Below are 24,407 nucleotides of genomic sequence, written 5' to 3' on the forward strand. Positions count from 1 at the left end.
AGATAAATCACTGACGTACGGCTTATGACTGACCATTTTGCCGTATTGACCGGAATAGGCGTTCCGGTCAAGATACGGGCGGTTTTGCGCTCGCCGTAGGCTGACTGTTGGTTCCAAGAGCACCTCTAAAGACAGGGCGAAGGCAGCACAAAGTGACGTATTGCGCGGTTCTGACGCGCAGTTTACACGCCGCGATAATGAATGACTCATCAGTCATCACTGACGAATGGTCTTCACTCCCGTGAGCAGGGTCATGTGTGGTTCATGCCGGCGTTTTTAGAGGTGCCCTTGCGCCCATGAGCATCAACCGCCAGGTTCGCCTAGGCGACTTTTTTTCACCGGAGAGTAACGAGGAATCCATGAAGGTTCTTGTAGCTGTCAAACGAGTGGTCGACTATAACGTCAAGGTTCGCGTCAAGGCGGACAACTCCGGCGTCGACCTCGCCAACGTCAAGATGTCGATGAACCCTTTCTGCGAAATCGCCGTAGAAGAAGCCGTACGCCTGAAAGAAAAAGGCGTGGCGACTGAGATCGTCGTCGTCTCCATCGGCCCGACCACTGCCCAGGAACAACTGCGCACCGCGCTGGCACTGGGTGCCGATCGCGCCATCCTCGTCGAATCCGCCGAAGACCTGACTTCCCTGGCCGTGGCCAAGCTGCTCAAGGCCGTTGTCGACAAGGAACAGCCATCGCTGGTGATCCTCGGCAAACAAGCCATCGACAGCGACAACAACCAGACCGGCCAGATGCTCGCTGCATTGAGCGGCTACGGTCAGGGCACCTTCGCTTCGAAAGTCGAAGTGTCCGGCGACAGCGTTGCCGTGACCCGCGAAATCGACGGCGGCGCACAGACCGTTTCCCTGAAACTGCCTGCCATCGTCACCACCGACCTGCGTTTGAACGAGCCGCGCTATGCGTCGCTGCCAAACATCATGAAAGCCAAGAAGAAGCCGCTTGAAGTGCTGACTCCTGACGCTTTGGGCGTTTCCACCGCCTCCACCAACAAGACCGTAAAAGTCGAAGCGCCGGCTGCACGCAGCGCGGGCATCAAGGTCAAGTCGGTGGCTGAACTGGTCGAGAAACTGAAAAACGAAGCGAAGGTAATCTGACTATGACTATCTTGGTAATCGCCGAACACGATAACAAGGTGCTGGCTCCGGCCACGCTGAACACCGTTGCTGCCGCTGCCAAAATCGGTGGCGATGTCCACGTCCTGGTAGCCGGGCAGGGCGCTGGCGCCGTTGCCGAAGCCGCTGCGAAAATCGCTGGCGTGGCCAAAGTGCTGGCGGCCGACAACGCTGCCTACGCACACCAACTGCCGGAAAACGTTGCTCCGCTGGTTGCAGAGCTGGGCAAGGGCTACAGCCACATCCTGGCGGCCGCCACTTCCAACGGCAAGAACATCCTGCCGCGCGTTGCCGCTGCACTGGACGTCGACCAGATCTCCGAAATCATCTCGGTAGAAAGCGCCGACACCTTCAAGCGTCCGATCTACGCCGGTAACGCCATTGCCACCGTGCAATCGAACGCTGCGGTCAAGGTCATCACCGTGCGTGCCACCGGTTTCGACCCGGTTGCCGCCGAAGGTGGCTCGGCTGCCGTTGAAGCCGTAGGCGCCGCCCACGACGCCGGCATCTCCAGCTTCGTCAACGAAGAACTGGCCAAGTCCGATCGTCCTGAACTGACCGCTGCCAAGATCGTCGTTTCCGGCGGCCGTGGCATGCAGAACGGTGACAACTTCAAGCACCTGTATGCCCTGGCCGACAAGCTGGGCGCTGCCGTCGGTGCTTCCCGCGCGGCGGTCGACGCTGGTTTCGTACCCAACGACATGCAGGTCGGCCAGACCGGCAAGATCGTTGCACCACAGCTGTACATCGCCGTCGGTATCTCCGGCGCGATCCAGCACCTGGCCGGCATGAAAGACTCCAAGGTGATCGTTGCGATCAACAAGGACGAAGAAGCGCCGATCTTCCAGGTGGCCGATTATGGCCTGGTAGCGGACTTGTTCGAAGCCATCCCAGAGCTGGAGAAGCTGGTCTAATCCGGCGTCTTCACTTATAAAGAGCCCGGCCCTTTGGCCGGGCTTTTTATTTCTGCATCAGAGGAGCGTATCGCCATGGATCTGCGCCGTTTGGCCGGCTGGTCGTTGCTGTGGACGTTGGCACTGGTGCCAGGCCTGTCTGTTGCCGCGGGCAAATGTGAGCGACTGATCGCCACCGGCAGCCCGGATGCGCCGCCCTATCTGTGGCAAGACCCCCAGGACCCCAAGCACTTGATTGGCGTCGGTGCCGACCTGTTGGCGCACGTGGCGCAAGAGTTGGGGATCAAGATCGAACTGCTGTATGCCGGCAAGCGTGCCCAGGCATTGGACGAAGTGCGCAGTGGACGCATGGACCTGCTCACCGACGCTCCGCTGACCGTTACCGGGCTTGAAGTGCTGGACTACGTTCACCCGCCCTTGCTCGAAAACGATTATCTGGTTTGGACCCGCAAGGACTCGACGCTGGTCATCAACCAGCCGGAGGATCTTCATGGTCATCCCGGCGCCTTGTCGGAAAAGGCGCGTATGACCCAGGGATTCGGCGTTTTTGCCGAACAGAAATTATCCCTGGTGCGTACGCCCAACCTGACCCAGGCCTTTCAGAAACTTCTGCTGGGAGAGGTGGAATACGTCTTGGCGGGGCGCTATTCGGGCCTGGCAATGGCGCAGACACTGGGGATGGCCAACGACCTGCAAGCCGCACCGCAACCGGTGGACAAACCCGGGCTGTTCCTGGCGATTTCCCATAACTCCGCCTGCAATGACCCATGGTTACGCGGACAGCTGGCGCAAAAGATGACAGAATTGGCCGCGTCCGGCCTGACGGAGGCTGTGTTGCAGCGCAATCTCGAGCGTTGGAGAACACAGTTGCAGCCACCTGTCAGTGCCCCAAAACAGTAGGGAACATTAGTGACTATTCGACCTCTTTTCGCTGCCCTGGCCGTTCTGGCTCTGGCGGGCTGCGCAGCCGATCCGGCGCCGAATGAACAGATCCGCCTGACCGAACAGGCACTGGAGCAAGCCCGGGCCGTTGGCGCCACTGCCGACGAAGTGCCGGAACTGAAACTGGCTGAAGAAAAGTTCGCCCGCGCCAAATCCAACATGGCCGACGAATCCTACAAGAAGGCGCGCATGCGGGCCGAACAGGCCGAACTGGACGCCCGTCTGGCCGAAGCGAAGGTGCTGACCCTCAAGAGCCAGGAGCAACTGAACGTGCTCGACACCCGCATCAAGCGCTTACGCAAACAGTTGCGGGAGGATGCCCAATGAAGCACTCCCACGTATTGGGCGGCCTGGTCCTCGCAGGCCTTGCCAGCTTGTATGGCTGCGCCGGCCAGCGTAGCGAAGCGGCGCTCGAACAGGCCAGCACCGACTTCCAGAAGGTCAAGGAAGACGCCAACGTATTGCGCGCCGCGCCCCGGGACGTGATCCGCGCTGGCGAATCCCTGGCCCGTGCCGATCGTTTGTCCACCTACTGGGGCAGCGGTGAGGATGTGCAGCATTACGCTTACCTGAGCCAGCGCTACAGTGCGATCGCCCGGGAGCACAGCGACCAGGTGCTCAACGAAGAGCGTGCGGCGAAGCTCGAACTGGAGCGCCAGCGCCTGCAATTGGCCCTGCGTGAATCCAAGTTGCTGAGCGTGCAGCAGCAGGGCAAATGGCTTGAAGAACAGATCATGGCGATGGCGACCACACAAACCGATCGCGGCTTGGTGATGACCCTGGGTGATGTGCTGTTCGATACCGGTGAAGCGGAACTGAAGAACTCGGCCAATCGGGTCGTGCTCAAGATCGTGCAGTTCTTGCAGCTCAATCCCAAGCGTGTGGTGCGTATCGAGGGATACACCGATAGCACTGGCGGTAAGCAGGAGAACCTCAAGCTGTCTCGCGACCGCGCGCAAGCGGTTGCGGATGTGCTGGTGGACCTGGGGATAGACGAAAAGCGTATCCAGGTCGAAGGTTACGGTGATCAATACCCGGTGGACGTCAACGCTTCGGAGCGTGGCCGGGCACAGAATCGTCGCGTTGAAATTGTGTTTTCCGACGAAAAAGGCCAGCTCGGCGCCGCCCGCTGAGGGCTGCGTCACTGGAAAACCCGGCCCCTTCAACGGCGCCGGGTTTTTTTGGGCTCGCAGATTGTCTGTAGGGGTACAGTTAGAGCTGTCACTCCACTGTGCTGTCGAGTAATCTGGCAACTGTCCCAGTACACTTCTAAACTGTTCCGGTATCGTTTCCGACAAGAATAAAATGCCCGTGAAATCGAGTGCTGCGTCATGACCAACCTTCTGCTCTATCAACGTATTGCTCAACAGCTGGCTGAAGACATCCGGCGCGGTGTGTATCAGCCTGGCGAACGCGTGCCGTCGGTGCGCAAGATGAGCTCGCAGCTCAACGTCAGCCATGCCACGGTGCTGCAGGCCTACGCGAACCTTGAAGACCAGGGGCTGATTCGCGCGCGGCCGCAGTCGGGCTACTACGTGCACCAGACGCCGGCCCTGACGGCGTCGACGCCGGATATTGCCCGGGTAGAGCGTCCGGGTCTGGTGACGCGCAGCAGCATCATCCAGCAAGTGTTGGTCGAGTCACGCCGCGAAGGCGTGTTTCCCCTGGGTGCGGCGGTGCCGAGCGTCGACTATCTGCCTGTGCGGGCCTTGCATCAGCAACTGGCCAAGGTCACGCGTTTCCACAGCCCACGGGCGTTCAGCTACATGTTCAGCCCGGGCTTCGAGCCGTTGCGGCGTCAGGTGGCGATTCGCATGCGCGATGCGGGCGTGGTGGTGGACCCTTCCGAGGTGGTGATCACCCACGGCTGTGTCGATGCGCTGCAGATGTCCCTGCGGGTGCTGACGCGGCCAGGGGACTTGATCGCCGCCGAGTCACCGACCTATTACGGCTTGCTGCAATTGGCGGATCTGCTGGGTCTCAAGGTCATCGAGATCCCCAGCGATCCGGTCACCGGGATGAGCCTTGAGGCCTTGCAGTTGGCCGCCAACCAGTGGTCGATCAAGGCGCTGGTGCTGACCACGCGCCTGAGCAATCCCCTGGGCGGCACCATGCCTGAGGAGCGGCAAAAGCAGTTGCTGCGCCTGGCGTCGGACTTCGACATCCAGATCGTCGAGGACGATATCTATGGCGAGTTGATGTTTGAGCAGGGCCGCACCAAGGCCCTCAAGGCCTACGACCGACTGGACCGGGTCATCTACTGTTCGAGTTTTTCCAAGACGTTGTCGCCAGGTGTGCGCATCGGCTGGATGATCGGCGGGAAATTCCAGCAGGAAATCCAGCGGCTCCAGACCTTCAGCACTCACTCGGCGTGCAGCGTTACGCAGATGGGCATTGCCGCGTACCTGGAGAACGGCGGCTATGACCGGCACTTGCGCTATATCCGCCAGGAGTACCGCAAGAACCTCAGTGCCTTTCAACTGGCGGTGCAACAGTACTTCCCCGAAGGTACGCAGATGAGCCGTCCCACGGGAGGCTTTATCCTGTGGGTCAGCCTGCCGGGGCGGGTCAATACCCAGGAGTTGCATGTGCGGGCGTTGCAACAAGGCATCAGTATCGCGCCAGGGCTGATTTTCAGTAACACCGAACAGTTCAATCACTGCATCCGCTTGAACTGCGGTACACCCTGGAACCGTGAGGCGGAGCGGGCCTTGATGACTCTCGGGCTGTTGGCCACTCAATTGTGCCAAGAGACGGCCAACGGATTTCTTTAGGTGTCAGCGACTTAGCTCGATGTGCTTGTCAGCGCCTCATTATCAGGCGAGCATGGGGGTCCCTGCCGTCAATGCCGTTGTGTCTATGAAAACCATTGCCCCTGCTGCCTGGGTTTTGATTGGGCTGTTGAGTGCCTTCCAAATGGGAGGCGTCGTCGCGGCAGCGCCGGCGCAGGAAAAACCGGTCGCCAGTGCCACGAAGGATGCACCGAAAAAAAACGCGGTGGCCAAGAAGCCTTCCGCGAAGAAGGCGGCACCCGCGAAGAAAAAGCGCGCGCCCATCGCCTCCAAGAGCAAATCTGCCCATGAGGTCGCCAAGACCCCATTGCCGCCAGCCAAGCTGGACCTGAGCCTGCCCCACGACATGGTCGAGGAGCTGCAGCCACCGGGTAAGGTGACGGTGCCCAAGCGTGAACCACTGCTGCCGTCCATGTTTGGCGAGAAACCCGGACCGTTCCAGCTCAATGGCCGTTTGTTGAGCAATGAAATGCAGTTGCCACTGCGCAACCAGGAGCGCAATGAGGTGGAGGGCGCGGCACTGGATTTCGAATTCAAGCAATAGACCTTCGCCAGGCACGCAGCTCGGTGCTGACTGTCCGGTCATCTCGGCGGTCGCAAAAAATACCCAGACGGTAATTTAAAACGAGTGTTTTAGTCGTTACTCTGTGTTCTGTTACCAACTATTACCTGCCGTGAGGATGTTGTCGTCATGAAATGCCGTGAAGGCTGTGGCGCCTGTTGCATCGCCCCTTCCATCAGCTCACCTATTCCTGGCATGCCCCAAGGCAAACCGGCGGGAGAACGTTGCGTGCAATTGTCGGTCGATAACCTGTGCCGGATCTTCGGCCAGCCGGAGCGTCCGGCAGTGTGCTCGGCGTTCGAAGCCGACATCGAGGTTTGCGGCAGCAGCAATGAAGAGGCCATCCGGCTGATCGGTTGGTGGGAACAAGTCACGGCAGCGTAATGAGTCAATGAACAGATCCGAAATGAACGAACTTGGACAATAAGGAAAAAACTATGGGTTCGCTGCATCGTATGGCTGTGTTGTGTGGGTTGACCGTATTGCTGGCAACGGCCACGGCTCAGGCAGAGGACTGGCAGGTTGCCAAGGAGAAGGACGGTATCAAGGTTTCCCTCAGTGAGGTGGCCGGCTCCAAATATAAGGCTTACCGTGGTGTGACGGTCATGAAGACCAGCGTTGCAAAGCTGCGTGCCTTGCAGGAAGACGTCTCCGGCGCCTGCGCCTGGATTCACGAATGCAAGAGCCAGAAGCTGCTCAAGCACGAAGATAGCAAGAGCTGGACCTACACCCAGTTCAACACGCCATGGCCGGTAACGCCCCGTGACTCGGTGCTGGAAGTCACCACCGAGGATGGTGCCGATGGCAGCCTGACCCGCAAGCTCAAGGGCGTGCCCAAGTACCTGCCTGAGGAAAAGGGCTTCGTACGGGTGGCCCAGGTCGATGGTTTCTGGAAGTTCACGCCAAAGGGCGCGGGCCAGGTCGAAGTCGTTTATCAGGTCCACACCGAACCGGGTGGTGACGTGCCGTCCTGGCTGGCGAACAAGTTCGTGGTGGACGCGCCATTCAACACCTTGGAAGCCCTGAAAAAACTTGCCGAAAACTGATCGGCCAAGGCTGCACTAAAGAGACCGCCCCAGAGGCGGTCTTTTCATGTGTGCCGTCCAGAGGCCCAGCGGAACGATTGGCCGGCCCTCAAGGTCGAGATAAAGGTAAGCCAGGCCCTGAATTGATCAAGGAGACACTGATGCAAAAGTGGGAAATTACTTTCATTGACGATCACGGTGAAAAAACCGTCGAGCAGTTCGACTATGACCAGAAGCCCACCATGGAGCAGGCCGCCCAACTGATTCGCGAAAGGTTGCTACCAGTGCTCGAGCGACTGGACCTCAACGACTTGGAGGACCGCACCGAAGACCCTACAGTCAAGAATCTCAAGTCCCAAAACAGTATCGAAATCCTCAGCATTACACCGATTTCATGAAACGTTGCCTGGCCTCGCTTGGCAGTGGCCATCACTTGCGGCTACTCTGCAACTGAGATCAGCGAAAGGATCGCCAAGGTCCGGTCTTGTCAGCTACATGCTTGTGTCCCGACGGCTATTTGATGCCGTATCGCTTGCAGCCTGAGGGCTTCACGCACGGGAAGACGGAAAGTCTATCCATCGGTTTTAGGAGGACGTTTCATGAGCACAGCCTATCAAGAAGACATCAGCACCAGCGTATTGCGCCGCATGAAAGAAGGCGGTTTCGATTTTTCCCGATTCCATCCCATCGAGTTCTACGCCATTTTCCCGGACGAGGAGCGGGCGCGCAGGGCGGCAGGTCATTTTCGGGGAGAATCGCTGAACGCGCAGATCAGTGCACGGGACGACGGGGCTTGGTCATTGGAACTGAGCCGGGTGATGTACGCCACTTACGATGACATTGGCGACTTCGAGCAAGACTTCGAGGCAGTCGTCGAACCCTTGGGCGGCGTTATCGAGGGCTGGGGTGTCAAGCAAGAGATCCGGCGCCTGCAGGCCTGACAAATACACTCACTGCAACTACAGCAACGGCTGACCTTTGTGTCGGCCGTTTTCATGTGAAACGGATTTATATCCGACCCACCGCTATCACGTCTCCGGGTTTTGTACCTAACTGTATCCAGATCAAGCCGCTTCGTTTTTCCGTGACTATGCTCAGGGGAGCGACGCCCCCTGCGTCGCAATGAAGCGGGGGCAGCGGGGTGGGGGGTATTTGCTGCACTACAAAAGTGCACAGCCTGTCAGTGGAGAATCCAACCCGTTGATTGTAAAGCGTTTATGCCGATGGCACGGGGCTTGCGAAGCCTTGCTGCCAGGGTGACAAGGAGTACGGCATGATCCGCAGTGGTTTTGATGAGATGTACGATGCTGACGGCCAGGTCCGCCCGCATTACCGGGCTTTTGCCCGCTGGCTGGCTGAAACGCCTGACGAGCTGCTGGCACAACGCAGACGTGAAGCCGACCTGCTGTTTCATCGTGCCGGCATTACTTTCACGCTCTATGGAGACGAGCAGGGAACTGAGCGCCTGATCCCTTTCGACACGATCCCGCGCAGCATCCCGGCCAGCGAATGGCGGGTGGTCGAACGTGGCTGTATCCAGCGGGTCAAGGCGCTGAACATGTTCCTTGCCGATCTCTACCACGAACAACGGATCATCCGGGCCGGGATCATTCCCGCCGAACAGGTACTGGCCAACGAGCAGTACCAACTGGCGATGCAAGGGCTTGATCTGCACCGTGACATCTATGCCCACATTTGTGGTGTCGATTTGGTACGCGACGGTGACGGCACGTACTACGTACTCGAAGACAATCTTCGTACGCCCAGCGGCGTCAGCTACATGCTCGAAGACCGCAAGATGATGATGCGCCTGTTCCCCGAACTGTTCGCCGCCCAGCGCATCGCCCCTATCGACCATTATCCGAACCTGCTGCTCGACACCCTGAAAAGCTCCAGCCCGCTGGACGATCCCAGTGTCGTGGTGCTCACACCGGGGCGTTTCAACAGTGCGTTCTTCGAGCACGCCTTCCTGGCCCGGGAGATGGGCGTGGAGTTGGTAGAAGGCGCCGATCTGTTCGTACGGGATGACAAAGTGTTCATGCGCACCACCGACGGCCCGAAAGCGGTTGATGTGATCTACCGTCGCCTCGACGACGCATTCCTTGATCCACTGGCCTTCAACCCGGATTCGATGCTCGGCGTACCGGGCCTGTTGTCCTCCTACCGTTCCGGCAACGTAGTGCTGGCCAATGCTATTGGCACGGGTGTGGCGGACGACAAGTCGGTGTACCCGTTCGTCACCGACATGATCCGCTTTTACCTGGACGAGGAGCCGATCCTGAAGAACGTTCCTACATGGCAATGTCGTAATCCTGCCGAGCTTTCCCACGTGCTGGCGAATCTTCCCGATCTGGTGGTCAAGGAAACCCAGGGCTCCGGCGGTTACGGAATGCTAGTGGGGCCGGCCTCGACGGCGGCGCAAATCGAGGCCTTTGGCGAGCGAATAAAGGCCAAGCCGCACGCCTACATCGCCCAGCCGACGCTGTCGCTTTCGACGTGCCCGACCTTTGTCGAAAACGGCATCGCCCCGCGTCACATCGACTTGCGTCCGTTTGTGCTGGCCGGCCGCGAGACCCGCGTGGTCCCGGGCGGGCTGACCCGGGTGGCGCTGCGCGAGGGCTCCCTGGTGGTGAACTCATCCCAGGGCGGGGGTACCAAGGACACCTGGGTGGTCGAGGATTGAGGAACTGCCATGCTAAGTAGAACCGCCTCGGACCTGTACTGGATGTCGCGCTACCTGGAGCGTGCGGAAAACCTCGCGCGGATGCTCGATGTCAGCTATTCGTTGTCGCTGATGCCCCAGGACGGGCGTGGGGATGGCCTGCACGAGTTGGCCATGCCATTGCTGATCACCGGCACGCTGGATGACTACCGGGAGCGACACGGCGATCTGCACGCCGAGCGCCTGCTGCATTTCTTTGCCCTGGATGCGGCCAACCCGGCCAGCATCTACAGTTGCCTCGGCTCCGCGCGAGCCAGCGCCCATGCGGTACGTGGGCGAATTACCGCCGACATGTGGGAAAACATCAACGCCACCTGGCTGGAAATTCGTGGTATCGCCGAGCAAGGCTTGAATCGCTACGGCATGAGCCGTTTCTGCGAGTGGATCAAGGAGCGCTCCCACCTGTTTCGTGGCGCAACCTACGGCACCATCATGCGCAACGATGCATTCAGGTTCATTCGCCTGGGGACTTTCATCGAAAGGGCCGACAACACCTTGCGCTTGCTCGATGCCCGTTACGAAATGGCCGGTGACCAGGCCGACGCGGTCAGTGATGGCACGGCCCACGCGTATTACCAATGGAGCGCCTTGTTGCGGGCCTTGTCGTCCTTCGAGGCTTATACCGAGATCTACCGTGAGGCCCCGGGCGCTCGCCATGTGGCTGAGTTGCTGCTGTTGCGCGCCGACGTGCCGCGTTCGCTGCGCGCCTGTACCGAAGAAATCGACCAGATCCTCGCAAGCCTGCCGGGCACCAATGGCCGGCAGGCACAACGACTGGCGGCGGAAATGGACGCCCGCCTGCGCTACACCGGCATCAACGAAATCCTCGACGGGGGCCTGCATGCCTGGCTCACCGAATTCATCCCACTGGTCCGTGAACTGGGCAATGCCATCCACAGTTCCTACCTGGAGGTCATATGAGACTCTCGATCAGCCACGAAACGGCCTACCACTACGAAGATCAGGTTCGCGCCAGCATCCAGTACCTGCGCCTGACGCCCCACGACAGCGAACGCCAGCATGTGCTGAGCTGGCAACTGGATTTACCACGGCCGGTGCGGGCGCAGCTGGATCCGTTTGGCAACATCCTTCACGTACTGACCCTGGACGAGCCCCACGAAACGGTCATCATCGGTGCCCGCGGACAGGTGGATATCGACCCGTCTCGCGAAGCCGAGCACGAGAGCCAGTCAGCGCTGCCGTTCCTGCGCTTCACCCGGCTGACCGAAGCGGACGAGGCCCTTCGCGTCTTCGCCGCCCAGCTCTGCCAGCAGCGTCGCGATCGTACGGCGCTGATCGACCTGATGCACGGGCTGAACCAGCACATGATCTACACCCCGGGCACTACGGCGGTCGAAACCAGCGCGGCCCAGGCTTTTGCCGGGCGTAGCGGGGTATGCCAGGATCACACCCACGCATTCCTGGCCTGCGCTCGTAGCCTGGGAGTGCCGGCGCGGTATGTGTCGGGGTATCTGTTCAGCGAAGAGAGCGAGCACCTGGCAAGCCATGCCTGGGCAGAAGCCTGGCTTGACGACGCCTGGTACAGTTTCGACGTGACCAACCAACTGGCCCGTCCGGAGCGACACCTGAAGCTGGCCGTGGGCCTGGACTACCTGGACGCTTGCCCGGTGCGTGGCATGCGTCGCGGCGGCGGTTACGAGCAGATGCACGCCAAGCTGGTCGCGACTCCGGCACCAGTGATCACCGTGCAACAACAATAACTGCTTGGTGAGCGAGCTTTTGTGGCGAGGGGATAAATCCCCTCGCCACAAAAAAGCAATCTTACGGGGCTAATGGCTGCTTACGTCCCGCCATATGCTTCAAATAACCCACCAGCAAATCCAGCTCTGAATCCGGCAGCACCGCTGCCGAGAACCCGGGCATCTTGCCCTGGGGCCAGTGGCGCAGGCCTTGCGGGTCGCGAATGTAGCGCTTGAGGAAATCCCCGGAGAAGTATTCGGTTGGATTGAAGGGGATATTCAAGTCTGGACCGAACTGTGCGTCGCCCGCGCCGTTGAGTCGATGGCACGCCAGGCAGTTTTTCTGGAACAGCTCGAAACCTTTGTTGATCGGGTCGTCCTTGGCCAGGTTGGGCGCCGGCAGCAGGGCCGGAAAGCGGTCGGCCACGGCCGATAGGCGTTTGATGGTCGCCACTGCGTAGGGCCATTGTTCCGGGCTGATATGGCCAGCCTGCGGATCGGTCCAGACCAGGTAGAAAGGCCCGGCGCTGTGCTTGCCTTCCCCCAACGGTGGCCAGGGCTTGGCCGGGTCCTCGATCGCCAGCCAGGCCCGGGCCCCGCTCTTGTTGAGTAACGGTGCTGCGGGCATTTCGGCAGCGAAGCCATCCAGGGCAACGGCTTGCAGATGATCGTCCGCTTGAACGCCCGTCAATAACGTCGTCAGCGGCACGGCTCGATAACTCATGGGTTTCTTGTAGGAAACGTCATCCGTGATCTGGACCGTTTGAACGTCCGGGTGCTTGAGCAGTTCTTCGGTTTGCCAGGTGCGCGAGCTTGCGCCCAACTCCAGCACCAGTTGCGCGGCGTAAAGGGGCGTGCTGAGTAGCAACGCCCCGAACACAATGAGAGCTTTCAAGTCGATCGCCTTCCATGTCGAGGGGGTGCCGCAAAGGTTGGCACAGCCATCGCAGCTCGAACAGCGAACCCGTCACATTTTTTGGCGATACAGCCAGTGGAATAATGCAGATGCCTGCGCTCAGGGTTCAGCCAATCACCTTGGTGATATTCGGCAAAATCAACAGCAGCGTCGTGGCGAAGAGAATGAGTCCGGCTTGGCGAACTTTCGAATGTTTGAACATGGCTGACCCGCCTTTATTGTTATTTCCTAAAAGCCAGCCTGCATATCCGTGGCGACTGGCGTTGCACTTCCTGTCCGACAAGCGCCTCGGCAAAACCCGACGACTTTCTTGTACAAGGATTACATTAGGGGCCGCAGCGGCCTTGACTTAGATCCAATTCGTATCAGCTTGGTGCGCATAGCTCTAAAAAAGCTATGAGGCCTATTGCCACCTTCCTGCCGGCCCTTTTGCTAGACAGCTTGCTTTCCTGAATCGGTTAACCCGATAGCTCGCTACCGTTCGTCTGAGCGTGGCCGTCAACGCCATTGAGCGCTGTGGTCATTGAATCCGGCGCCGCTGGGCTTATGGTTGAGCTCATCGCATTACGCCCGTGGTTTTCGAGGATGTCATGACCCAAGCTTTGATTTTCGACGCATTACGCACGCCCCGTGGCAAGGGCAAGGCCGATGGCGCCTTGCACAGTGTCAAGCCGGTGAACCTGATGGGGGGCTTGCTCAGCGCTTTGCAGCAGCGCATGGATCTGGATACCAGCCAGGTCGATGACATCGTGCTCGGTTGCGTGACGCCAGTGGGCGAGCAGGGGGCTGATATCGCCAAGACCGCTGCATTGGTGGCCAATTGGGATGTCAGCGTGGCGGGGGTGCAACTCAATCGGTTTTGCGCCTCAGGCCTGGAGGCGGTGAACCTGGCGGCCATGAAGGTGCGTTCCGGGTTCGAAGACCTGGTGGTGGCGGGCGGTGTCGAATCCATGTCCCGGGTGCCCATGGGCAGCGATGGCGGCGCATGGGCGTTGGACCCGCAGTCCAACCTGCACGGTCACTTCATTCCCCAGGGCATCGGCGCCGACCTGATCGCCACCCTGGAAGGCTTCAGCCGCGAGGATGTCGACCGCTACGCGCTGCACTCCCAGCAAAAAGCGGCGCGCGCCCGGGCCGACGGCTCGTTCGCTAAATCCCTGGTCGCCGTACGGGACCAGAATGGCATCGTGCTGCTGGACCACGACGAATTCATCCGCGCCGACTCCACCCTCGAAGGTTTGGGCAAGCTCAAGCCGAGTTTCGAAGCCATGGGCCAGATGGGCTTCGATGGTACGGCGCTGCGCGTCTACAGCCATGTCGAACGGATCAATCATGTGCACACGCCAGGCAACAGTTCCGGCATCGTCGACGGTGCGGCGTTGATGCTGATCGGTTCCGAGGCCAAGGGGCGCGCCATGGGCCTGCAACCCCGGGCACGGATCGTCGCCACGGCCGTCACCAGCACCGACCCGACCATCATGCTCACCGGCCCGGCGCCGGCCACCCGCAAGGCCCTGGCCAAGGCCGGGCTGCGGGTCGAGGACATCGACCTGTTCGAAGTCAACGAAGCCTTCGCCTCGGTGGTACTCAAGTTCATCAAGGACATGGCCATCGACCCCGACAAGGTCAACGTCAACGGTGGCTCCATCGCCCTGGGACATCCCTTGGGCGCCACGGGTTGCGCGATCCTCGGCACGTTGCTCGACGAGTTGGAGACGCGTCGCCTGCGCTATGGCCTGGCGACCCTCTGTGTCGGCGGCGGCATGGGCATCGCCACCGTCATAGAACGCCTCTGAGCCCCGACTTCAAGGAACACTTATTCATGACCGATGCCATCCGTTACGAAATCGGCCAGGACCGGATCGTCGTCCTGACCCTGGACATGCCGGGCCAGAGCGCCAACACCATGAACGCGGTGTACCGTGAGGCCATGGCCGCCTGCGTCGCCCGTTTGCAGGCAGAAAAGGACTCGATTGCCGGTGTGATCATCACCTCGGCCAAGCACACCTTTTTCGCGGGTGGTGACCTCAACGAACTGGTCAAGGTCGGCAAGTCCGAGGCCAAGGCTTTCTACGACAGGGCCCTGCTGCTCAAGGCGCAACTGCGTGCCTTGGAAAGCTTGGGCAAGCCCGTAGTGGCAGCCATCAATGGCGCTGCCCTCGGCGGTGGTTGGGAAATCTGCCTGGCCTGCCATCATCGTGTGGCGTTGGACTTGCCATCGGTGCAGCTCGGTCTGCCGGAGGTCACTCTTGGCTTGTTGCCGGGCGGTGGCGGGGTGGTGCGGATGGTGCGCCTGCTCGGTTTGGAAAATGCCTTGCCGTATCTGCTCGAGGGTAAGAAGATCAATGCGCAACAAGCGCTGCAGACCGGTTTGATCGATGAGCTGGCCCGGGATCGGGATGAACTGCTGGCCAAGTCCCGGGCCTGGATTCTTGCCAACCCCAGCGTCGTGCAACCCTGGGATGCAAAGGGCTATCGACTGCCGGGCGGCACGCCGTCCGACCCGAAAATCGGGCAAATGTTGGCGATCGCCCCCTCGATCTTGCGTAACAAGACCCAGGGCTGTTTGCCGGCTCCGGAGAAAATCCTCTGCGCAGCGGTGGAGGGGGCCCAGGTTGATTTCGACACCGCCCACCTGATCGAAACCCGCTACTTCACCGAACTGGCCACCGGCCAGGTGGCGAAGAACCTGATCGGTACCTTCTGGTTCCAGCTCAACGAGATCAAGGCCGGCGGCTCTCGCCCACAGGGTTTTGCGCCTTATCTGACGAAAAAAGTCGGCGTGCTCGGCGCGGGCATGATGGGGGCGGGTATTGCCTATGTCAGTGCTGTGGCCGGCGTTGCCGTGGTACTCAAGGATGTCGACCTGGCAGCCGCCGAGAAGGGCAAGGCCCGTTCGGCGGCGTTGCTGGATAAAAAAGTCGCCCGTGGCCAACTCACCGCCGAGCAGCGCGAAGCTACGTTGGCGCGGATTCGCACCACCGACAGCGACGCGGACCTGGCCGGTTGCGACCTGATCATTGAAGCGGTGTTTGAAGATCGCGCCCTGAAAGCCAGCGTGTCGGCCGCCGCCCAGGTAGTGGTGGGACATGATGCGGTGATCGCCTCCAACACCTCGACCTTGCCGATCACCGGCCTGGCCATGGCCGTGCCGGACCCGACGAAGTTCATTGGTCTGCACTTTTTCAGCCCGGTGGAAAAAATGCCCTTGGTGGAGATCATCAAGGGCATGCGCACCAGTGACGAGACCCTGGCCCGGGGTTTTGATTTTGTCCTGCAGATCAACAAGACGCCGATTGTGGTCAACGACAGTCGCGGCTTCTTTACGTCCCGGGTATTCGGCACCTTTACCAACGAGGGCATCGCCATGCTCGGCGAGGGCGTGAGTGCGCCGATGATCGAGACCGAAGCGCGCAAGGCCGGGATGCCAGTCGGGCCTCTGGCGATCTCTGACGAAGTTTCCCTCAGCCTGATGAGCCATATCCGCGCGCAAACCGCCAAGGACCTGCGTGCAGAAGGGAAAAGGCCGATGGAGCATCCGGCGTTCGCCGTAATTGACTTGCTGCTCAACGAATACAAACGCCCCGGCAAGGCCGCTGGCGCCGGTTTCTATGATTATCCGGCCAATGGGCAAAAGTACTTGTGGCCGCTGCTCAAGAGCCGCTTCGAGAAAGCCGGTGGGCAGATTTCCCCCCAGGATATCCGTGACCGTCTGCTGTTCATCCAGGCCCTGGAAACCGTGCGCTGCATGGAGGAGGGCGTGCTGACGTCAACGGCCGATGCCAACGTCGGCTCGATCTTCGGCATCGGCTTCGCGGGCTGGACCGGCGGTGCGCTGCAATTCATCAATCAATACGGCTTGCAGGACTTTGTCGGCCGCGCCCAGTATCTGGCCGAGCAATACGGCGAGCGCTTCTCACCGCCGACCCTGTTGCTGGAGAAAGCCGCCAGGCATGAACTTTTCTGACAGACCCGGGGAAGGGCTTGCCTTGGAACCGTGTTTCAGGGCAGGCTCTGGGGTGTGCAATATTCCCATCATCGTGTCAGGTATTTTTTATGTCGCTACGCATCTGCATTCTGGAAACCGATATCCTGCGTCCGGAACTGGTCGACCAATATCAGGGTTACGGGCAGATGTTCCAGCGTCTGTTTTCACAGCAGCCCATTGCGGCCGAATTCGTCGTATACAACGTGATGGAGGGGCATTACCCCAGCGATGACGAGCAGTTCGACGCTTATCTGGTGACCGGCAGCAAGGCGGACTCCTTCGGCACCGACCCGTGGATTCAAACCCTCAAGACCTACTTGCTGGAGCGCTACCAGCGCGGCGATAAATTGCTGGGCGTGTGCTTTGGTCATCAATTGTTGGCGTTGTTGCTGGGCGGCAAGACTGAACGCGCCACCCAAGGCTGGGGTGTCGGCACCCATCGCTACAAACTCGCCGCCAAGGCGCCTTGGATGAGCCCGGTGATGGAAGAACTGACCTTGTTGATCAGCCATCAGGACCAGGTCACCGAACTGCCCGAAAGCGCGACCGTCATCGCCTCCAGCGATTTCTGCCCGTTCGCCGCCTACCACATCAACGACCAGGTGCTGTGCTTCCAGGGCCATCCGGAATTCATCCACGATTACTCCCGGGCTTTGCTGGAGATTCGCCAGCAACACCTCGGCGAGCAGATCTACAGCCAGGGCGTGGCGAGCCTCGCCCATGAGCACCATGGCACCACGGTGGCGGAGTGGATGATGCGTTTCGTTGCTCACAAGCCACAGGCCGAGACCAGCCAAGGCTAATTCGCTGAAGTCTAAATGTGGGAGCGAGCCTGCTCGCGATAGCGGTGGATCAGTTGGCGTTGATGTTGGATGGGCCGCCGTCATCGCGAGCAGGCTCGCTCCCACAGTTGTTTCGGATTGGGAGTTACCTTTTGTGGGAGCGAGCCTGCTCGCGATGAATCCCACACAAATCCCATTGTTTGCCTACAACCACCCCGATCGCTTGAAGCTCCACCACAACGAGGAGCATCCCACCGCAATGACCCCCAGCACGGCAAAATAGCCGTATTGCCAACTCAACTCCGGCATGTCCTGGAAGTTCATCCCATAGATCCCGGCCACGGCCGTGGGAAACGCCAGGATCGCCGCCCAAGCCGCGAACTTGCGCTGCACTACGCTCTGGCGCGACGCTTCGAGCAGCACGCCGACTTCGATGGTCTGGCTGGCGATGTCGGCCAGGGTCGCCAGGTCTTCCATTTGCCGCGTGACATGAATCTGCACATCGCGGAAATACGGGCTCATGTTCTTGTCGATGAAGGGGAAGTCCAACCTCTGCAACTCTTCACTGATCTCCACCATCGGCGCCGCGTAGCGACGCAGGCGCAACACGTCGCGGCGCAAGCTGTGCAGGTTCTGGATATCCCGCTCGTTCAGGGAGCTGCACATGACGTTGCGCTCCAGCTCATCGATCTCGGCGTGAATGGCTTCTCCCATGGGCTGGTAGTTTTCAATCACGAAATCGAGGATGGCGTAGAGGACGAAATCTTCCCCGTGTTTCAGCAAGAGAGGACGTGCCTCACAGCGTTGCCGGACGTGGGCGTAGGACGCTGAGTGCCCGTTGCGAGCCGTGATGATGTAACCCTTGCCAGCAAAGATATGGGTTTCGATGAACTGCAGCTTGCCGTCCTTGCGTATCGGCGAATACGTGACAATAAACAGCGCATCGCCAAAGGTCTCCAGCTTGGGCCGGCTGTGTTTTTCCATGGCGTCTTCGATCGCCAATTCATGCAGGTTGAATTGACGCTGCAGGTTGGTCAGCTCCAGGGCGCTGGGTTCTTCGAGACCGATCCACACAAAATGACCAGGTTTGGCAGCCCAGGCACTGCCTTCGTCGAGGGTGATATTGGTGACTTTCTTTCCGGCGCTGTAGACCGCAGCAGCAACGACTCTACCCATAATGGTGGTTCACTTCTTATTGGAAAATGGCAGTGACAGAGAGCGTCCAGCTTAACGCGCCCTGTAGTTTGAGAGTCAGCAAAATCCGCGGAGTTCGGCGGTAAAAGAAAACCCGCCGAGAGGCGGGTTTTCCATTCAGGCGGCTTGCAACTGCCGGTCCATTGTCGCGATGCACTCGCGCATCTGCTCACGGCATTGGGCGATGAGCCGGGGCATGTCATCCATGCTCAACCCGGCTGTAGGAATTGCCGGCAATGAGCGTATGAGGATGTCACCGCTGCGCCAGCGATTGAGGCGCATATGCTTGATGTAGCTGCTGACGCACACCGGAATAATCGGTACCCCGGCGGCTATTGCCATCTGGAATGCGCCTTTCTTGAACGGCAGCAGGTCCTCGCCCAGATTGCGCGTGCCTTCCGGGAAAACCCAGATCGAGGTGTCCTCATGCTGCAAGGTATGGGTGGTGGTCAGCATCGACTTTCGCGCCTTGATCGCGTTGCCGCGGTCGATCAAGACGTTGCCCGCCAGCCAGAACAATTGCCCGAACAGTGGCACCCATTTCAGGCTCTTCTTGCCGATGCACACGGTCCGGCGCGGCACCACGTTGCCGAACATGAACAGGTCATAGTTGGATTGGTGGTTGGCGATGATGACGCAGCCGTTGGGCTTGTCCACCAGCGTGTCGACCTGCGCCCGGACCCGCAAACGCAAAATGCACATCGCCGGCAATGCGTACAACCTTGCGCATAAACGGCTGTTGTCCGGATTGAACGGCCGGCACAGGCCCAGAATCACCCCGAGCACGCCAGCCAGGACAAAATGCAGGCCCATCAACGACATACGCAATACAAACAGCATCTACAGGCCCCATCGGGACAAAAAGGTGGCGCAGTGTACGGATGTGCACTGTTTTCGGCAATTGCCCCTATAGAGGTAGGAAATGGACGATGTTTAAGCGCATGTTTCCACATGGCGCGACAGAAGCGGCCTAGAGCGGTTGCGGACTTCTAAACGGGGCGTGTAGGAAAAATGCCCAGTGCTGAGGGTTTAAGGAAGGTCACTACCCCGTGGCGAGGGAGCTTGCTCCCGCTGGGCTGCGCAGCAGCCCCAAAACCACACGCCGCAGTGCATCATGAAAAAGCGGCATGCAGTTTTTTACGACTACGGCGCAGCCGAGCGGGAGCAAGCTCCCTCGCCACGGTGATCCGTGTAAGCCTTGAGTGACCAGGGGAGCGTCAGCCCATATGCTCCTGATCCAGCAAAATCGCGCTGTCCAGCGTTTCCAGCAGGGCCTTGCGAACCTTCAGCTTGGTGTTCTTGTGGGCGGTCATGTTGATTTTCTTCAACTGACGCGCCGCTTCCAGGGCTGCGCCCTGCAGTTCTTCGGCCGACACCACTTTGTCGAGGAAACCGGCATCCACCGCGCTCTGCGGGTTGAACATCTCGGCATTGATCACCGAGCGATGAAACGCCGACTTGCGCAGGCGATCACGGGCCAGCTCGATACCGGCGTGGTGCATGGTCATGCCGATCTGCACTTCGTTCAGGCCGATGCTGAATGGTCCTTCCACACCGATGCGGTAGTCCGCCGACAGCAGCAGGAACGCACCCTTGGCCACCGCATGCCCGGGGCACGCGACAACGACAGGGAAGGGGTGCGATAACAGGCGACGGGCCAGCGTCGAGCCAGCCGTGACCAGGCTCACCGCTTCCTTGGGACCGGCGGTCATCACTTTCAGATCGTAACCACCGGACAAAATCCCCGGCTGCCCGGTAATGATCACCACCGCCCGATCCGCCGTCGCCTGGTCCAGCGCAGCGTTGAACGCGGCAATCACATCCGGCGAGATGGCATTGACCTTGCCGTTGTTCAAGGTCAGGGTCGCGATACCGTCTTCGAGATGGTAGGCAATCAAGTCGCTCATGACGCTATTCCTTGTAAGAGAAGTGACGCCGACGTTACCCACCGTCGCAGGCCAGGTAAAGCGCCGTGACTGACTCACCGGTCAGCCCAAGGCCCCACAAACAACCTGGCCCGCCCAACCGGCCATGCCTTCATCTATAGTGCAGTGCAGACACAAACCCAGAGATTGGCCGATTTGCCATGCTCCGAGGCGTTTGAAATGCCCGACCACCTTAACCACATGAAAATTCTGAAAAAAACCTTTGCCATCGGAAAAGCTTTCGACTACATTAGCGCGCCTCGACAGACTGAACAGTTTGCCGAGATACGGTGAAGTGTCCGAGTGGCTTAAGGAGCACGCCTGGAAAGTGTGTATACAGGAAACTGTATCGAGAGTTCGAATCTCTCCTTCACCGCCACATTCTGCAAACACAAGCCCCTGATTTTCCTAGAGAAAGTCGGGGGTTTGTGGTTTTTGGCGTCTGAAAAAGGGCGATATGGGAACAATATGGGACCACGAGGTGTTTTTCTTGATGAAGCGCCATCCCAAGTCAATGGTCGTTATGCCTGCAATGGTTGGAGCACCGCCAAACAGTATCAGGCAACCCCGCAGCAGTATTGAGCACGGACTTCTAGGCGCAAGCCGTTAAGGTTCTCTTGAAGAGACTCCTATCAACGGGCGTGAGAGAAGATCATGACTATATGGATGAGTTCGGCGATGCGCCTTCAGGCTGCCGCACTGTGTTTGTTATTTTCAATCAGCGCAGTTAACGCGTCGGAAACAATGACACAAGACGCCAATGCACATCAGGTGCGCCAAGCCTTCACGAACTGGCAACAAGGCAAAGGCACTGTGTTCGATCTGCTGGCGCCTGACGCTGTATGGACTGTTGCCGGATCAAGCCCCGTGTCTGTTGTATATAACAGCAAGACCGATTTAATGGAGCGGGCCGTTAAGCCGATCAGCGCTCGGCTGGCCAGCCCTATCTCTCCCACCGTCCAAAGCATCATTGCCGAGGACGATGTCGTGGTCGTTCTATGGAACGGCAAGGCCACGGCCCTTGATCAAAAGCCCTACAACAACACTTACCTCTGGCACATGACTTTCAAGGATGGCCGGGTCACTGAAGTAACCGCCTTTCTGGATACCTACGTACTGGACGATCTTTTGCGTCGTGTAAAACCTGTTCGGCAATAAATAACACTATGTTCCCGACATTCCAGGCACATCCATGTTTATCTTGCGCCAGGCCGCTTCGGAAAAGCTGTAGACCGAAAACGCGATCAGCCCCAACGCCATGACCATTAAAACCACGCCACCGGCCGGCAGGTTTTGCAGTGCATCGAGGGCGTCTTTCATGCCGGGTGGGTCCATGGCTTTATAAGTCGAGCCACTGATGATGAGCAGCACGGCGATTTCAATGAAGACGACGCCACGGGCGATTAGACCGAAGCGCGACACCGGGCGCACATACCGCATGACGTCCTCGTCAGCTTCGAAGTACTTCTCGAACGACGCCTTCCAGCCCTTGATGATGTGAGCAATGCCGACGCCAAGCGGTATCAGTGCAATGAGGTAAATCAGCACATTCGAGTGATCCCAGGACAACAGGCGCGCCAGTAGGTCCTGGGTTTGATCGCCGCCTGAGCCGCCTGAGCTTTTGAGGCCGCTGATCAGCAAACCCAACGCAAAAAATGCCAATGCGCCGTTGATCAAACCTCCCGCCAACAAGCCTGCCCGAATCACCAAGCCTTTGGGTTCTTTACCGTGATGATCGACATCACGGGTTGCCTGCAACACCCGCCATCCGGCGAAGGCAAGTAGACCCATCACCACCAGGCCGACTAAAGCATGGCCGAATGGCTGGCTTAACAATACTTCCAGACTGCTGTGGCTATCTTTCGATTTGCTCGAGTCTTGCGCCGCCAGCAAGGCGAAGATGCCGATGATCAGGTAAATAACGCCTCGAGCGGCATAACCGCCGCGCGCAAGTAAAACCAGGCTTTGGTGGGGGGACATAGGCTTGAATTCCGGATAGGTCATACAGGAGCAGACCTATGGCGTTGTGCGGGGTTCTATTGGCATTTCCATGGAGCCGTTCGCTTTTCCACACAGCGCAACCCAAAAGCGACGCTTGATCCAGGAATAAAAACCGGAAATGGCTAGTCTTTTCTGAACTCAAACGCCACTCACCCAGAGGTTTCACTAACGCTCTGCCGAACATAATAATTGTCGAACTCACTGCTTTCGACGAATTGGAAACCGTGGCGGATATAAAAGCGATTCGAAGCGCTTTCTTTAAGGGCGCCAACCCTTATCGGGAGCGCGGCCGCATCCGCTTCCTTGAAAATATGGTCGAGGACAGCAGAGCCTGTTCCTGACCCTTGCGCATCTGGTTTCACATACAAGTGGTCAAGCAAAAGCTCATTGTTGTGATGCTTGACCACAACGAATCCAACCCTCTCTCCCGACACCTCTATGTGGCGCGTGTTGCGAGGTTCGAAACCACTAAGGAACCGCTCGCGTGCGCGTATTGGATCAAATCGCCCCACACGCTCCAGACTTTCGCGCATGGCCTCGATTCGAACACTCACCAGAGCGTCCGCGTCGCTTTGTTGAGCAGGGACCAAAATGACGGGAGAGTTTTGATTGGGTTTGTGGGGCATTATTCACGCTCTGTTTTTCGTCCGGGAAGCCCGTATAGATAACCTGACGATGCCGGTTCATGGCGTGGAATGCAGCTAGCCATTGTTCAACGGCAACTGCGGACTGTCCGGATTCAGTTGCTGGCGCCTGAACTGCCCCGGCGGCTGGCCATGTATCTGGCGAAAGCGCCGGGAGAAGTAAGCTTCGTCGGCAAACCCGCACAACCTCGCCACTTCACCCACCGGGCGCGTGCCGTTGAGCAGGTAATTGCGCGCCGCGTGCATTCGACGTTCAAGTACCAGCTCGGTGAAGGTCTTGCCGATTTCCTTGCGCAGCCAGTGAGTCAGGTACGTGGGGGACAAGTACGTCGCCGCTGCCACCTTGATCAGGTTGAGGTCGGGGTCGGCGATGTTCTTGCGCAGGTATTCGGACATCCGGCCCAGGGCGTCGCGTCGGCTGACTTCGGCGGCGTTCTCTTCGGCCAAGCGCTTGAGCGGCTCGGCGTACAAGGCGCAGACGCTGCCGATCAATTGCAGCAGCAAGCCCTTGAGCATCTCGCGGGTGCCGAACTGGCGGTTCTCGTCAAGTACTCGCATCTGTTCGATCAGGGCGCAGACTTTGGCGAAGTCCTCATCGCCCAGAATGAAGTCCAGGTGTTCCTGGAAGCGGAACGGCGAAAGTTCGGGCGCCAGCAGAATCGAGACTTCTTCCAGGTCCATTGGGTCGCACTGCAAATGCGGCAGAAGAAAGGTCTGGGAAAAATTGATCACCATGAAATTGCTCTCGGCCGGGTGCGGGATCACATGCACGCGGTGGGGCAGGATGAAGGCCAGGGTGTTGCGTGGAAACGGGCGCTCGACGTTACCAATGTGCTGCACGGTGTCGCCGCCGAGGTTGATCTGGATCTGGAAGTACTCGTGGCGATGGGGGCTGGTTTCGGCGCGCCGGCCCTTTTTGTCGCGGATGTAAAAGTCCGTCAATTCGCTGCGTTGCTGCATGACGTAGGTAGGGACTCGGCTCGGTGTTGACATCTCCTGGGAATCCTCTACAGGTGCATGGCGACGACTATGAAGCGGATTGTGACGGTGCATCTGGCCGACTTTCAAGAACTTATACGATGATGAGGCGCTGTGAGTGAATTTTCGCAGTCTTGAAGGAGAAGGGCGGCTGTCCAAAAACGATAAGCCACTGGATCTATAGTTTTTTCTTTA

At 59.1% G+C, this 24,407-nt stretch carries 25 protein-coding genes and 1 tRNA gene; 19 read left to right on the forward strand and 7 right to left on the reverse strand.

Translation table 11 applies throughout. The features are described 5' to 3' along the window. The first annotated feature begins 359 nt into the window (after nucleotides 1-359). From GN234_RS27120 to GN234_RS27185, 14 genes are all read left to right on the forward strand, one after another. A complete protein-coding gene (locus tag GN234_RS27120; RefSeq protein ID WP_003179445.1) occupies nucleotides 360-1,109 on the forward strand; it encodes an electron transfer flavoprotein subunit beta/FixA family protein in 750 nt (249 codons plus the stop codon). A gap of 2 nt (nucleotides 1,110-1,111) precedes the next feature. Next, on the forward strand, nucleotides 1,112-2,041 hold the full coding sequence (locus tag GN234_RS27125) for an electron transfer flavoprotein subunit alpha/FixB family protein (protein ID WP_109754361.1): 930 nt from the start codon (nucleotides 1,112-1,114) through the stop codon (nucleotides 2,039-2,041). A 75-nt stretch (nucleotides 2,042-2,116) separates the two neighbouring features. After that, on the forward strand, nucleotides 2,117-2,941 hold the full coding sequence (locus GN234_RS27130) for a substrate-binding periplasmic protein (RefSeq protein WP_176689330.1): 825 nt from the start codon (nucleotides 2,117-2,119) through the stop codon (nucleotides 2,939-2,941). A gap of 9 nt (nucleotides 2,942-2,950) precedes the next feature. Beyond that, nucleotides 2,951-3,310 (forward strand): DUF4398 domain-containing protein, encoded by a 360-nt coding sequence (locus tag GN234_RS27135; RefSeq protein WP_003204190.1) that lies wholly within the window; start codon nucleotides 2,951-2,953, stop codon nucleotides 3,308-3,310. Continuing rightward, a complete protein-coding gene (locus GN234_RS27140) occupies nucleotides 3,307-4,116 on the forward strand; it encodes an OmpA family protein (protein WP_116833136.1) in 810 nt (269 codons plus the stop codon). The genes GN234_RS27135 and GN234_RS27140 overlap by 4 nt, the downstream gene beginning before the upstream one ends. A 198-nt stretch (nucleotides 4,117-4,314) precedes the next feature. Beyond that, on the forward strand, nucleotides 4,315-5,757 hold the full coding sequence (locus GN234_RS27145; protein WP_116833135.1) for an aminotransferase-like domain-containing protein: 1,443 nt from the start codon (nucleotides 4,315-4,317) through the stop codon (nucleotides 5,755-5,757). Between the two features lie 85 nt (nucleotides 5,758-5,842). After that, complete coding sequence (locus GN234_RS27150) at nucleotides 5,843-6,319, forward strand: translation initiation factor 2 (protein WP_109754357.1); 477 nt, start codon at nucleotides 5,843-5,845, stop codon at nucleotides 6,317-6,319. Nucleotides 6,320-6,466: 147 nt separating this feature from the next. Further along, nucleotides 6,467-6,721, forward strand: coding sequence for a YkgJ family cysteine cluster protein (locus GN234_RS27155; protein ID WP_109754356.1), 255 nt, complete (start codon nucleotides 6,467-6,469; stop codon nucleotides 6,719-6,721). 53 nt (nucleotides 6,722-6,774) lie between these two features. After that, nucleotides 6,775-7,383: an START domain-containing protein gene (locus tag GN234_RS27160; RefSeq protein ID WP_109754355.1), complete on the forward strand. Its 609-nt coding sequence runs from the start codon at nucleotides 6,775-6,777 to the stop codon at nucleotides 7,381-7,383. Between the two features lie 140 nt (nucleotides 7,384-7,523). Beyond that, a complete protein-coding gene (locus GN234_RS27165) occupies nucleotides 7,524-7,760 on the forward strand; it encodes a hypothetical protein (RefSeq protein WP_109754354.1) in 237 nt (78 codons plus the stop codon). A 201-nt stretch (nucleotides 7,761-7,961) separates the two neighbouring features. Next, nucleotides 7,962-8,303 (forward strand): ribonuclease E inhibitor RraB, encoded by a 342-nt coding sequence (locus tag GN234_RS27170; RefSeq protein WP_003179463.1) that lies wholly within the window; start codon nucleotides 7,962-7,964, stop codon nucleotides 8,301-8,303. 332 nt (nucleotides 8,304-8,635) lie between these two features. Then, the gene (locus tag GN234_RS27175; RefSeq protein WP_109754353.1) at nucleotides 8,636-10,045 is read left to right on the forward strand and encodes a circularly permuted type 2 ATP-grasp protein; all 1,410 of its coding nucleotides are present in this window, start codon (nucleotides 8,636-8,638) and stop codon (nucleotides 10,043-10,045) included. A gap of 9 nt (nucleotides 10,046-10,054) precedes the next feature. After that, nucleotides 10,055-11,005, forward strand: coding sequence for an alpha-E domain-containing protein (locus GN234_RS27180; RefSeq protein WP_109754352.1), 951 nt, complete (start codon nucleotides 10,055-10,057; stop codon nucleotides 11,003-11,005). Beyond that, the gene (locus GN234_RS27185; RefSeq protein WP_109754351.1) at nucleotides 11,002-11,805 is read left to right on the forward strand and encodes a transglutaminase family protein; all 804 of its coding nucleotides are present in this window, start codon (nucleotides 11,002-11,004) and stop codon (nucleotides 11,803-11,805) included. The genes GN234_RS27180 and GN234_RS27185 overlap by 4 nt, the downstream gene beginning before the upstream one ends. 61 nt (nucleotides 11,806-11,866) lie before the next feature. Here the strand turns inward: GN234_RS27185 and GN234_RS27190 are convergent, their stop codons facing one another. Further along, a complete protein-coding gene (locus tag GN234_RS27190; RefSeq protein ID WP_109754350.1) occupies nucleotides 11,867-12,679 on the reverse strand; it encodes a c-type cytochrome in 813 nt (270 codons plus the stop codon). A 611-nt stretch (nucleotides 12,680-13,290) separates the two neighbouring features. Between GN234_RS27190 and GN234_RS27195 the strand changes: the two genes are divergently transcribed. From GN234_RS27195 to GN234_RS27205, 3 genes are all read left to right on the forward strand, one after another. Further along, nucleotides 13,291-14,496 carry an acetyl-CoA C-acetyltransferase gene (locus GN234_RS27195; RefSeq protein WP_176689331.1) on the forward strand — a complete coding sequence of 402 codons (1,206 nt, stop codon included), beginning with the start codon at nucleotides 13,291-13,293 and terminating at the stop codon, nucleotides 14,494-14,496. A 26-nt stretch (nucleotides 14,497-14,522) separates the two neighbouring features. Then, a complete protein-coding gene (locus GN234_RS27200; protein WP_176689332.1) occupies nucleotides 14,523-16,667 on the forward strand; it encodes a 3-hydroxyacyl-CoA dehydrogenase NAD-binding domain-containing protein in 2,145 nt (714 codons plus the stop codon). Nucleotides 16,668-16,756: 89 nt separating this feature from the next. Next, on the forward strand, nucleotides 16,757-17,491 hold the full coding sequence (locus tag GN234_RS27205) for an amidotransferase (protein WP_116833131.1): 735 nt from the start codon (nucleotides 16,757-16,759) through the stop codon (nucleotides 17,489-17,491). Nucleotides 17,492-17,674: 183 nt separating this feature from the next. On the opposite strand, the gene GN234_RS27210 is transcribed toward GN234_RS27205, so the two are convergent. From GN234_RS27210 to GN234_RS27220, 3 genes are all read right to left on the reverse strand, one after another. Next, complete coding sequence (locus GN234_RS27210) at nucleotides 17,675-18,646, reverse strand: magnesium and cobalt transport protein CorA (protein WP_092204682.1); 972 nt, start codon at nucleotides 18,644-18,646, stop codon at nucleotides 17,675-17,677. A 135-nt stretch (nucleotides 18,647-18,781) separates the two neighbouring features. After that, nucleotides 18,782-19,504, reverse strand: coding sequence for a 1-acylglycerol-3-phosphate O-acyltransferase (locus tag GN234_RS27215; RefSeq protein ID WP_109754347.1), 723 nt, complete (start codon nucleotides 19,502-19,504; stop codon nucleotides 18,782-18,784). A 377-nt stretch (nucleotides 19,505-19,881) separates the two neighbouring features. Beyond that, a complete protein-coding gene (locus tag GN234_RS27220; RefSeq protein ID WP_109754346.1) occupies nucleotides 19,882-20,571 on the reverse strand; it encodes a crotonase/enoyl-CoA hydratase family protein in 690 nt (229 codons plus the stop codon). Nucleotides 20,572-20,878: 307 nt separating this feature from the next. Between GN234_RS27220 and GN234_RS27225 the strand changes: the two genes are divergently transcribed. Continuing rightward, nucleotides 20,879-20,968, forward strand: a tRNA-Ser gene (locus GN234_RS27225). Nucleotides 20,969-21,255: 287 nt separating this feature from the next. Beyond that, nucleotides 21,256-21,747, forward strand: coding sequence for a nuclear transport factor 2 family protein (locus GN234_RS27230; RefSeq protein WP_176689333.1), 492 nt, complete (start codon nucleotides 21,256-21,258; stop codon nucleotides 21,745-21,747). A 6-nt stretch (nucleotides 21,748-21,753) separates the two neighbouring features. On the opposite strand, the gene GN234_RS27235 is transcribed toward GN234_RS27230, so the two are convergent. From GN234_RS27235 to GN234_RS27245, 3 genes are all read right to left on the reverse strand, one after another. Further along, nucleotides 21,754-22,569, reverse strand: coding sequence for a DUF1206 domain-containing protein (locus GN234_RS27235; RefSeq protein WP_176689641.1), 816 nt, complete (start codon nucleotides 22,567-22,569; stop codon nucleotides 21,754-21,756). A 170-nt stretch (nucleotides 22,570-22,739) separates the two neighbouring features. Then, on the reverse strand, nucleotides 22,740-23,216 hold the full coding sequence (locus GN234_RS27240; protein WP_176689334.1) for a GNAT family N-acetyltransferase: 477 nt from the start codon (nucleotides 23,214-23,216) through the stop codon (nucleotides 22,740-22,742). A gap of 75 nt (nucleotides 23,217-23,291) precedes the next feature. Beyond that, the gene (locus GN234_RS27245) at nucleotides 23,292-24,227 is read right to left on the reverse strand and encodes a helix-turn-helix transcriptional regulator (protein WP_116833128.1); all 936 of its coding nucleotides are present in this window, start codon (nucleotides 24,225-24,227) and stop codon (nucleotides 23,292-23,294) included. Nucleotides 24,228-24,407: the final 180 nt, after the last annotated feature.

The sequence above is a fragment of the Pseudomonas bijieensis genome, assembly GCF_013347965.1.
In the GTDB taxonomy this organism is placed as follows: domain Bacteria; phylum Pseudomonadota; class Gammaproteobacteria; order Pseudomonadales; family Pseudomonadaceae; genus Aquipseudomonas; species Aquipseudomonas bijieensis.

Bases quoted from the DNA above. Each gene is read 5' to 3' on its own strand.
- GN234_RS27210 (WP_092204682.1), bottom strand. From the start codon at position 18,646: ATGGGTAGAGTCGTTGCTGCTGCGGTCTACAGCGCCGGAAAGAAAGTC.
- GN234_RS27170 (WP_003179463.1), top strand. From the start codon at position 7,962: ATGAGCACAGCCTATCAAGAAGACATCAGCACCAGCGTATTGCGCCGC.
- GN234_RS27130 (WP_176689330.1), top strand. From the start codon at position 2,117: ATGGATCTGCGCCGTTTGGCCGGCTGGTCGTTGCTGTGGACGTTGGCA.
- GN234_RS27165 (WP_109754354.1), top strand. From the start codon at position 7,524: ATGCAAAAGTGGGAAATTACTTTCATTGACGATCACGGTGAAAAAACC.
- GN234_RS27180 (WP_109754352.1), top strand. From the start codon at position 10,055: ATGCTAAGTAGAACCGCCTCGGACCTGTACTGGATGTCGCGCTACCTG.
- GN234_RS27215 (WP_109754347.1), bottom strand. From the start codon at position 19,504: ATGCTGTTTGTATTGCGTATGTCGTTGATGGGCCTGCATTTTGTCCTG.
- GN234_RS27140 (WP_116833136.1), top strand. From the start codon at position 3,307: ATGAAGCACTCCCACGTATTGGGCGGCCTGGTCCTCGCAGGCCTTGCC.
- GN234_RS27160 (WP_109754355.1), top strand. From the start codon at position 6,775: ATGGGTTCGCTGCATCGTATGGCTGTGTTGTGTGGGTTGACCGTATTG.
- GN234_RS27220 (WP_109754346.1), bottom strand. From the start codon at position 20,571: ATGAGCGACTTGATTGCCTACCATCTCGAAGACGGTATCGCGACCCTG.
- GN234_RS27195 (WP_176689331.1), top strand. From the start codon at position 13,291: ATGACCCAAGCTTTGATTTTCGACGCATTACGCACGCCCCGTGGCAAG.
- GN234_RS27150 (WP_109754357.1), top strand. From the start codon at position 5,843: ATGAAAACCATTGCCCCTGCTGCCTGGGTTTTGATTGGGCTGTTGAGT.
- GN234_RS27230 (WP_176689333.1), top strand. From the start codon at position 21,256: ATGAGTTCGGCGATGCGCCTTCAGGCTGCCGCACTGTGTTTGTTATTT.
- GN234_RS27145 (WP_116833135.1), top strand. From the start codon at position 4,315: ATGACCAACCTTCTGCTCTATCAACGTATTGCTCAACAGCTGGCTGAA.
- GN234_RS27245 (WP_116833128.1), bottom strand. From the start codon at position 24,227: ATGTCAACACCGAGCCGAGTCCCTACCTACGTCATGCAGCAACGCAGC.
- GN234_RS27240 (WP_176689334.1), bottom strand. From the start codon at position 23,216: ATGCCCCACAAACCCAATCAAAACTCTCCCGTCATTTTGGTCCCTGCT.
- GN234_RS27155 (WP_109754356.1), top strand. From the start codon at position 6,467: ATGAAATGCCGTGAAGGCTGTGGCGCCTGTTGCATCGCCCCTTCCATC.
- GN234_RS27235 (WP_176689641.1), bottom strand. From the start codon at position 22,569: ATGTCCCCCCACCAAAGCCTGGTTTTACTTGCGCGCGGCGGTTATGCC.
- GN234_RS27205 (WP_116833131.1), top strand. From the start codon at position 16,757: ATGTCGCTACGCATCTGCATTCTGGAAACCGATATCCTGCGTCCGGAA.
- GN234_RS27175 (WP_109754353.1), top strand. From the start codon at position 8,636: ATGATCCGCAGTGGTTTTGATGAGATGTACGATGCTGACGGCCAGGTC.
- GN234_RS27125 (WP_109754361.1), top strand. From the start codon at position 1,112: ATGACTATCTTGGTAATCGCCGAACACGATAACAAGGTGCTGGCTCCG.
- GN234_RS27185 (WP_109754351.1), top strand. From the start codon at position 11,002: ATGAGACTCTCGATCAGCCACGAAACGGCCTACCACTACGAAGATCAG.
- GN234_RS27120 (WP_003179445.1), top strand. From the start codon at position 360: ATGAAGGTTCTTGTAGCTGTCAAACGAGTGGTCGACTATAACGTCAAG.
- GN234_RS27200 (WP_176689332.1), top strand. From the start codon at position 14,523: ATGACCGATGCCATCCGTTACGAAATCGGCCAGGACCGGATCGTCGTC.